Annotated in this window: 1 protein-coding gene; it reads left to right on the top strand. The window is 74.9% G+C overall.

The annotated features are described in order from the left end of the window. Nucleotides 1-7256, top strand: a 7256-nt coding sequence (locus PJ985_RS22925; RefSeq protein ID WP_271685809.1) for a type I polyketide synthase, incomplete at both ends; no start/stop codon positions are given.

Below are 7256 nucleotides of genomic sequence, written 5' to 3'. Positions count from 1 at the left end.
ACGCCGACGCCGTGGCCGGTCTTGTCGCCCAGGGATACCGGGGGTTCGTCGAGGTCACCCCGCACCCCGTGCTGGCCGTCGGCACACAGGAGACCGTGGAGGCGGCGGACTGCACGGCCGTGGTCGTCGGCTCCCTGCAGCGCGACAACGGCGGCCTGCCGACCCTGCTCGCCAACCTGGCCGAGGCCCACGTCGGCGGTGTGCGTGTCGACTGGGCCGCCTTCTACGCGGGCACCGGTGCGCGCGCGGTCGACCTGCCCACGTACGCCTTCCAGCGCGAGCATTACTGGCCGCCGGTCGAGGGCATGGCGCGCCCGCTCCCCATGGCCGCCCCCGTGGAGCTGCCCGCCGAGGTCAGCGACGCGACCTGGCGCGACCGCCTTACCGCGCTGCCCGCCGCGGACCGTCGCCGCAAGGCGCTGGAGCTGGTGAGGGCCAGGACCGCCGCGGTGCTCGGCCACGCAGGGCCGGCGGACGTCGAGCCGCAGCGCGGGTTCACCGACCTCGGCTTCGACTCCCTGGCCGCGCTGCGCCTGCGTACCGCGCTGAACGAGGCGACCGGCCTGAGCCTGCCGACCACTGTCGTCTTCGACCACCCCGACCCCGCCGCGCTCGCCGCGTACCTGCTCGCCGAGCTGGACGGCGCCCCGGCCGCGCTGCCCGCCGCCGTGCGTCCTGCCCCCCGTACTGTCGCCCGCACCGCTGTCCGTACCACCGCCATGGACGAGCCGCTGGCCGTGGTCGGCATGGCCTGCCGCTTCCCCGGCGGCGTCGCCGGGCCCGAGGATCTGTGGCGCGTACTGAGCGAGGGCGGCGAGGTCATCGGCGACTTCCCGGCCGACCGCGGCTGGGACCTCGACAGCCTCTACGACCCCGACCCTGACAAGGCGGGCCGCAGCTATCTGAACCAGGGCGGCTTCCTCGACGCAGCCGCCGACTTCGACGCCGCGTTCTTCGGCGTCAGCCCGCGCGAGGCGCTGGCGATGGATCCGCAGCAGCGTCTGTTCCTCGAGATGGCGTGGGAGGCGTTCGAGCGCACCGGCATCGACCCGCTCGGCCTGCGTGGCTCCGCCACAGGCGTGTTCGCGGGCGTCACCGACCAGCGCTACGACTCGCGGCACGGCGTGGTGCGCAGCGGGGTGGACGAGGGACTGCTCGGCACGGGCAACTACGCCAGCATCCTGTCCGGACGGGTGTCCTACACCCTCGGGCTCGAAGGCCCGGCGATCAGTGTGGACACCGCGTGCTCCTCGTCGCTGGTGGCGCTGCACCTCGCGGGGCAGTCGCTGCGCAGCGGCGAGTGCTCGCTGGCGCTCGCGGGTGGCGTGATGGTCATGTCAACCCCGCGTGCGTTCGTGGAGTTCTCGCGGCAGCGCGGCCTGGCACCCGACGGCCGGTGCAAGGCGTTCGCCGCCGCGGCGGACGGCATCGGCTGGTCCGAGGGCGCGGGCGTCGTGCTGCTGGAACGGCTGTCGGACGCGCGCCGCAACGGCCACCCCGTGCTGGCCGTGGTGCGCGGCTCGGCGATCAACCAGGACGGTGCGTCCTCCGGGCTCACCGCGCCCAACGGGCCCGCGCAGCAGCGGGTCATCCGCACCGCACTGGCCGCCGCCGGCCTCGTGCCGTCCGATGTGGACGTCATCGAGGCGCACGGCACCGGCACTACCCTGGGCGACCCGATCGAGGCCAACGCCCTGCTGGCCACATACGGACAGGACCGCGACCGACCGCTGCGGCTGGGCTCGCTCAAGTCCAACCTGGGTCACACCGGCCCGGCGGCGGGAGTGGCCGGCGTCATCAAGATGGTGCTCGCGCTGCGCGCGGCTGAGGTGCCGAAGACGCTGCATGTGGACGCGCCCTCCCCGCACATCGACTGGGCGTCCGGGTCCGTCGAGCTGGTGACCGAGGCCGAGCCGTGGCCCCGGTCAGGCCGGCCGCGCCGCGCGGGTGTGTCGTCCTTCGGCGCCAGCGGCACGAACGCGCACCTGGTCCTGGAGGAGGCCCCCGAGGAACCGGCAGCGCCCGAGCGCGCCGCCCAGCCGCGCTGGGTGCCGTGGGTCCTGTCGGCGCGGTCGGACGCGGCCCTGTCCGAGCAGGCCGCCCGGCTCGCCGAGCGGGTCGAGGCCGAACCCGGGCTGGACCCGGTGGACGTGGGCTGGTCGCTGGCCGCGTCCCGCGCGTCGCTGCCGCACCGTGCGGTCGTCGTGGCCGCCGACCGCGCGCAGGCGCTGCGCGGGCTCGCCGCGCTGGCGGCTGGGAAGCCCGCCGACTCCGTGGTCGCCGGCACTGCCGACGCGGCCGACGTGGGCGTGGTGTTCGTCTTCCCCGGCCAGGGCGCGCAGTGGCTGGGCATGGCCGTGGACCTGCTCGGCGCCTCCCCGGTGTTCGCCGCGCGGATGCGCGAGTGCGCCGACGCGCTGTCGCCCCTGGTCGACTGGTCGCTGCTGGACGTGCTGCGTGGTGCCGAAGGAGCCCCGGGCCTGGACCGGGTCGACGTGGTGCAGCCGGTGCTGTTCGCGGTGATGGTGTCGCTGGCCGAGTTGTGGGCCGCACAAGGTGTGGTGCCGTCGGCCGTGGTCGGGCACTCGCAGGGCGAGATAGCCGCCGCGTGCGTCGCGGGCGCCCTCTCGCTGACCGACGCCACCCGTGTGGTGGCCCTGCGCTCCAAGGTGATCGCCGAGCAGCTGGCAGGACAGGGCGGAATGCTGTCCGTCGCGCTCTCCGCCGACGCCGTGGCCGACCGGATCGCACCGTGGGCCGGTCGAATATCGGTCGCCGCGCTCAACGGACCCGCCGCGACCGTCGTGTCCGGCGACCCGGACGCGCTGGACGAGCTGGCCGCCGCCTGCGCGGCCGACGATGTGCGTACGCGGCGGATCCCCGTCGACTACGCGTCCCACTCGGCGCAGGTCGAGTCCGTCGAGGCCGAGCTGCTTGTCGAGCTCGCCGACGTGAAGCCGCGCCCGTCGGACGTCACATTCCACTCGACGCTGACTGGTGGCCCGCTCGACACGACCACGCTCGACGCGGGCTACTGGTACCGGAACCTGCGCGAGACCGTCCGCTTCGAGCCCGTCGTCCGCGCCCTGCTCGACGACGGGCGCACTGTTTTCGTGGAGGTCAGCCCGCACCCGGTGCTGACCGCAGCTGTGCAGGAGACCGCGGACGCCGTGGGCGTGTCCGCCTTGGCGGTCGGTTCGCTGCGCCGCGACGAGGACGGCCCGCGCCGCTTCCTCACCTCGCTGGCCGAGGCCGCCGTGCACGGTGTGCCGGTCGACTGGGCCGCGCTCTGCCCGGACGGGCGCCCTGTCGAGCTGCCCACCTACGCGTTCCAGCGCAGCCGCTTCTGGCCGGAAGGACCGGGCGCGGCAGCCGATGCGACCGGCCTGGGCCTGGCCGACGCGGGCCACCCGCTGCTCGGCGCCGCCATCGCTCTCGCGGACTCCGGCGGGCAGGTGTTCACCGGCCGGGTGGCGGCGGGTACCCCGCTGCCCGCTGCTACGCCGGTGGAGCTGGCGCTGTGGGCGGGCGGCGGCCGGGCGCTGGGCGGGCTGGTCGAGGACGCGCCGCTGACGGCGGCCGATGGCGCTGTGCGTCTGCAGGTCACCGTGGGCGCCGAGGACTCCGACGGCGCATGCGCGGTCGGAGTGTTCTCCCGGCCGGAGGACGCGGCGGACGACCGGCCCTGGACCCGCCACGCGACCGGCGTGCTCGTCGCGGTCGCCGATGTCATCGGGACCGGCGTCGCCAGGGAGCAGGCTCTCGAGGGTGACGTGTCCGCCGAGGTGACAGCCGAGGGCGCCGGCGACTGGGGCGTGCACCCCGCCCTGCTCGACGCTGCCCTCTCAGAGGTCCGCCCCGGCCTGGTGCCCGGTGCCTGGCGCGGCGTCACCCTGCACGCCGTGGGCGCGAGTCGGCTGCGCGTACGGCTGTCACCGAAGGGCGGGAACTCCTTCGCCCTGTACGCCACCGATGTCACCGGGGCGCCCGTGCTGACGGTCGACTCGGTCGAGCTGCGGCAGCCGCGCGCCACGGAGTCCGCCAGGGACCGCGAGTTGTACCGCGTCGCGTGGACGCCCGCGGCGCTGCCCGGGGCCACGGCCGACGGGATCGCGGTGCTCGGCGATCTCCCGCTGCCCGGCTTCCGCGACTACCCGGACGTCGCCGCCGTCGCCGCCCTGGACACCGTCCCCGACGTGCTGGTCCTGCCGTGCAGGCCGCCGCAGTCGGACGACGTCGTCGGCGCCGCGCACAGGGCCACCCGCCGGGTGCTGGCCGTGCTCCAGGAGTGGCTCGCGGAGGACCGGCTGGCCGCCACCCGGCTGGTGGTGCTCACCCACGGTGCGGTCGCCGTCGGGGACGAGGACGTCACCGACCTGGCACACGCCCCCGTGTGGGGCCTGGTCCGCTCGGCCCGTGCCGAGCACCCCGGCAGGCTCGTGCTGGTCGACGTGGACAGCCCGGATGCCCTGCAGCAGCTGCCCGCCGCGCTCGCCGTCGACGAGCCGGAGATCGCGGTCCGTGCGGGGCACGCCTCCGTGCCGCGACTGGTCCGCGCACCGGTGACCGACGGGCCCGCGCCCGTCTGGGACCCCGAGGGTGTCGTCCTCGTCACCGGCGGAACCGGCACGCTCGGCGCACTGTGTGCCCGGCACCTGGTGGCCGAGCACGGTGTGCGCAGGCTCGTGCTCGCCGGCCGACGTGGCTCCGTCGCGCCCGAGGCCGTCGCGCTCGCCGAGGAACTGCGCGGACTGGGGGCCGAGGTGTCCGTCGCAGCGTGCGACGCCGCCGACCGGGCCGCGCTGGCTTCGCTCATCGAGGAGATCACCGCAGAGCGGCCGCTGACCGGTGTCGTACATGCCGCAGGCGTCCTCGATGACGGCGTCATCGCCTCGCAGACTCCGGACCGGGTGGACCGTGTGCTGCGGCCCAAGGTCGACGCCGCCTGGCACCTGCATCAGCTGACCCTGGGCCACGACCTGGCCGCGTTCGTGCTGTTCTCCTCCACCTCGGGCCTCTTCGGAGCGCCCGGCCAGGGCAACTACGCGGCGGGCAACGCGTTCGTGGACGCGCTCGCCGAGCACCGGCGCGCCCTTGGCCTGCCCGCCGTGTCCCAGGTGTGGGGCCTGTGGGCGCACGCCAGCGGAATGACCGGCCACCTCGGCGCCGCCGACCTGCGCCGTGCGGCCCGCGACGGCGTGGTGCCGCTGTCCACGGCCGACGCGCTGGCCCTGTTCGACCGCGCTGCCGCAGGTACCGACCCCGTCCTCGTGCCCGCGTATCTGGACCTGACGTCGTTCGCCACGGGCGGCACCCCCGTGCCCGCGCTGTTGCGGGGGCTGGTCCGCGGCCCCGCGCGCCGCGCCGCCGAAGCCGAGGCCGGGCAGGACAAGCTCGCTCAGCGGCTCGCCGGGCTCGGTGCCGCCGAGTGCGACCGGGTGCTGCTCGACCTGGTCCGCAGCTACGCCTCCGTGGTCCTCGGCCACGCGGGCGACGATGCCGTGCCACCCGGCCGCGCGTTCAAGGAGTTGGGCTTCGACTCGCTGACCGCGGTGGAACTGCGTAATCGCGTGGCCGCCGCGACCGGGCTGAGACTGCCCGCGACGCTGGTGTTCGACCACCCGAATCCGCGCGCGCTCGCCGAACACCTCCGCGGTGAGCTGCTGGGCGAGCGGGTCGCACCCGTCGCGGCTGTCGCCGTGGGCCGGTCGGACGACGACCCGATCGCCGTCGTCGGCATGTCCTGCCGCCTCCCGGGCGGCGTGGCGACGCCGGAAGACCTGTGGAGCCTGCTCACCGAGGGCCGCGACGCCCTGTCGCCGTTCCCCGGTGACCGCGGCTGGGACACGGAGCGGCTGTACCACCCGGACCCGGACCACGCGGGCACCTCCTATGTGCGCGAGGGCGGGTTCCTCGACGGGGCGGCGGATTTCGACGCGGCGTTCTTCGGGATCTCGCCCCGTGAGGCGCTGGCGATGGACCCGCAGCAGCGGCTCGCGCTGGAGACCGCGTGGGAGGCCGTGGAGCGGTCAGGAGTTGACCCGATGTCGTTGCGCGGCAGGGACGTCGGTGTCTTCCTCGGCACCAACGGCCAGGACTACGTGTCGTTGCTGCGGCCGGGCGTCGAGAGCGCCGAGGGCTACGTCGGCATCGGCAACTCGGCCAGCGTGCTCTCCGGCCGGATCGCGTACGTGCTCGGCCTTCAGGGCCCGGCCGTCACGGTCGACACCGCGTGTTCGTCGTCGCTCGTCGCGTTGCACTGGGCCGTCCAGTCGCTGCGTACGGGTGAGTGCGCGATGGCGCTCGTGGGCGGCGTGACCGTGATGGCGACGCCGGACGTGTTCGTCGACTTCTCGCGCCAGCGCGGCCTGGCCGCCGACGGCCGGTGCAAGGCCTTCTCCGGGAGCGCCGACGGCACGGGCTGGTCCGAGGGCGCGGGCATGTTGCTCGTGGAGCGGCTGTCGGACGCGCGCAGGCTCGGGCACCAAGTCCTGGCGGTCGTGCGGGGCACGGCGATCAACCAGGACGGTGCGTCCAACGGCCTCACCGCGCCCAATGGGCCCGCGCAACAGCGGGTCATCCGCCAGGCACTGGCGAACGCGGGTCTCGAACCGTCCGATGTGGACGCCATCGAGGCGCACGGCACGGGCACGATGCTGGGCGACCCGATCGAGGCGCAGGCGCTGCTGGCCACCTACGGCCAGGACCGCGCGGAGCCCGCGTGGCTGGGCTCGGTGAAGTCGAACCTGGGCCACACCCAGGCCGCCGCGGGCGTCGCGGGCGTCATCAAGATGGTGCTGGCGCTGAACGCCGGCGAGCTGCCGCGCACGCTGCACGTCACCGAACCGTCCCCGCAGGTCGACTGGTCGGCCGGTGCGGTGCAACTGCTCACCGAGCCGCAGCCCTGGCCCGCTGGGCAGCGGCCGCGCCGCGCGGGTGTGTCGTCGTTCGGCGTGAGCGGGACCAACGCACACGTCGTGATCGAGGAGGCCGAGCCAGTCGCACCCGGCACTGCCGCACCCGTCGTGTCGCGGCGCGACGCCGTGGTGCCGTGGCTGCTGTCGGCGCGCACCGAGACCGCCCTGCGTGCGCAGGCGGAACGGCTGCACGCCTTCCTGGCGGACAACCCCGAGGTTCATCCGGCCGACGTCGGACTGACCCTGGCCACCGCGCGGTCCCGCTTCGCGTACCGCGCTGTCGTGGTCGGTGCCGACCACGACGAGCTGCTGCCCGGTCTGGCCGGCCTTGACGCGGCT

The organism is Streptomyces sp. ACA25, assembly GCF_028200735.1.
Taxonomy (GTDB): Bacteria; Actinomycetota; Actinomycetes; order Streptomycetales; family Streptomycetaceae; genus Streptomyces.
Note: the sequence above shows the minus strand (reverse complement) of the source record. Positions and strands in the feature narration are given on the sequence as shown.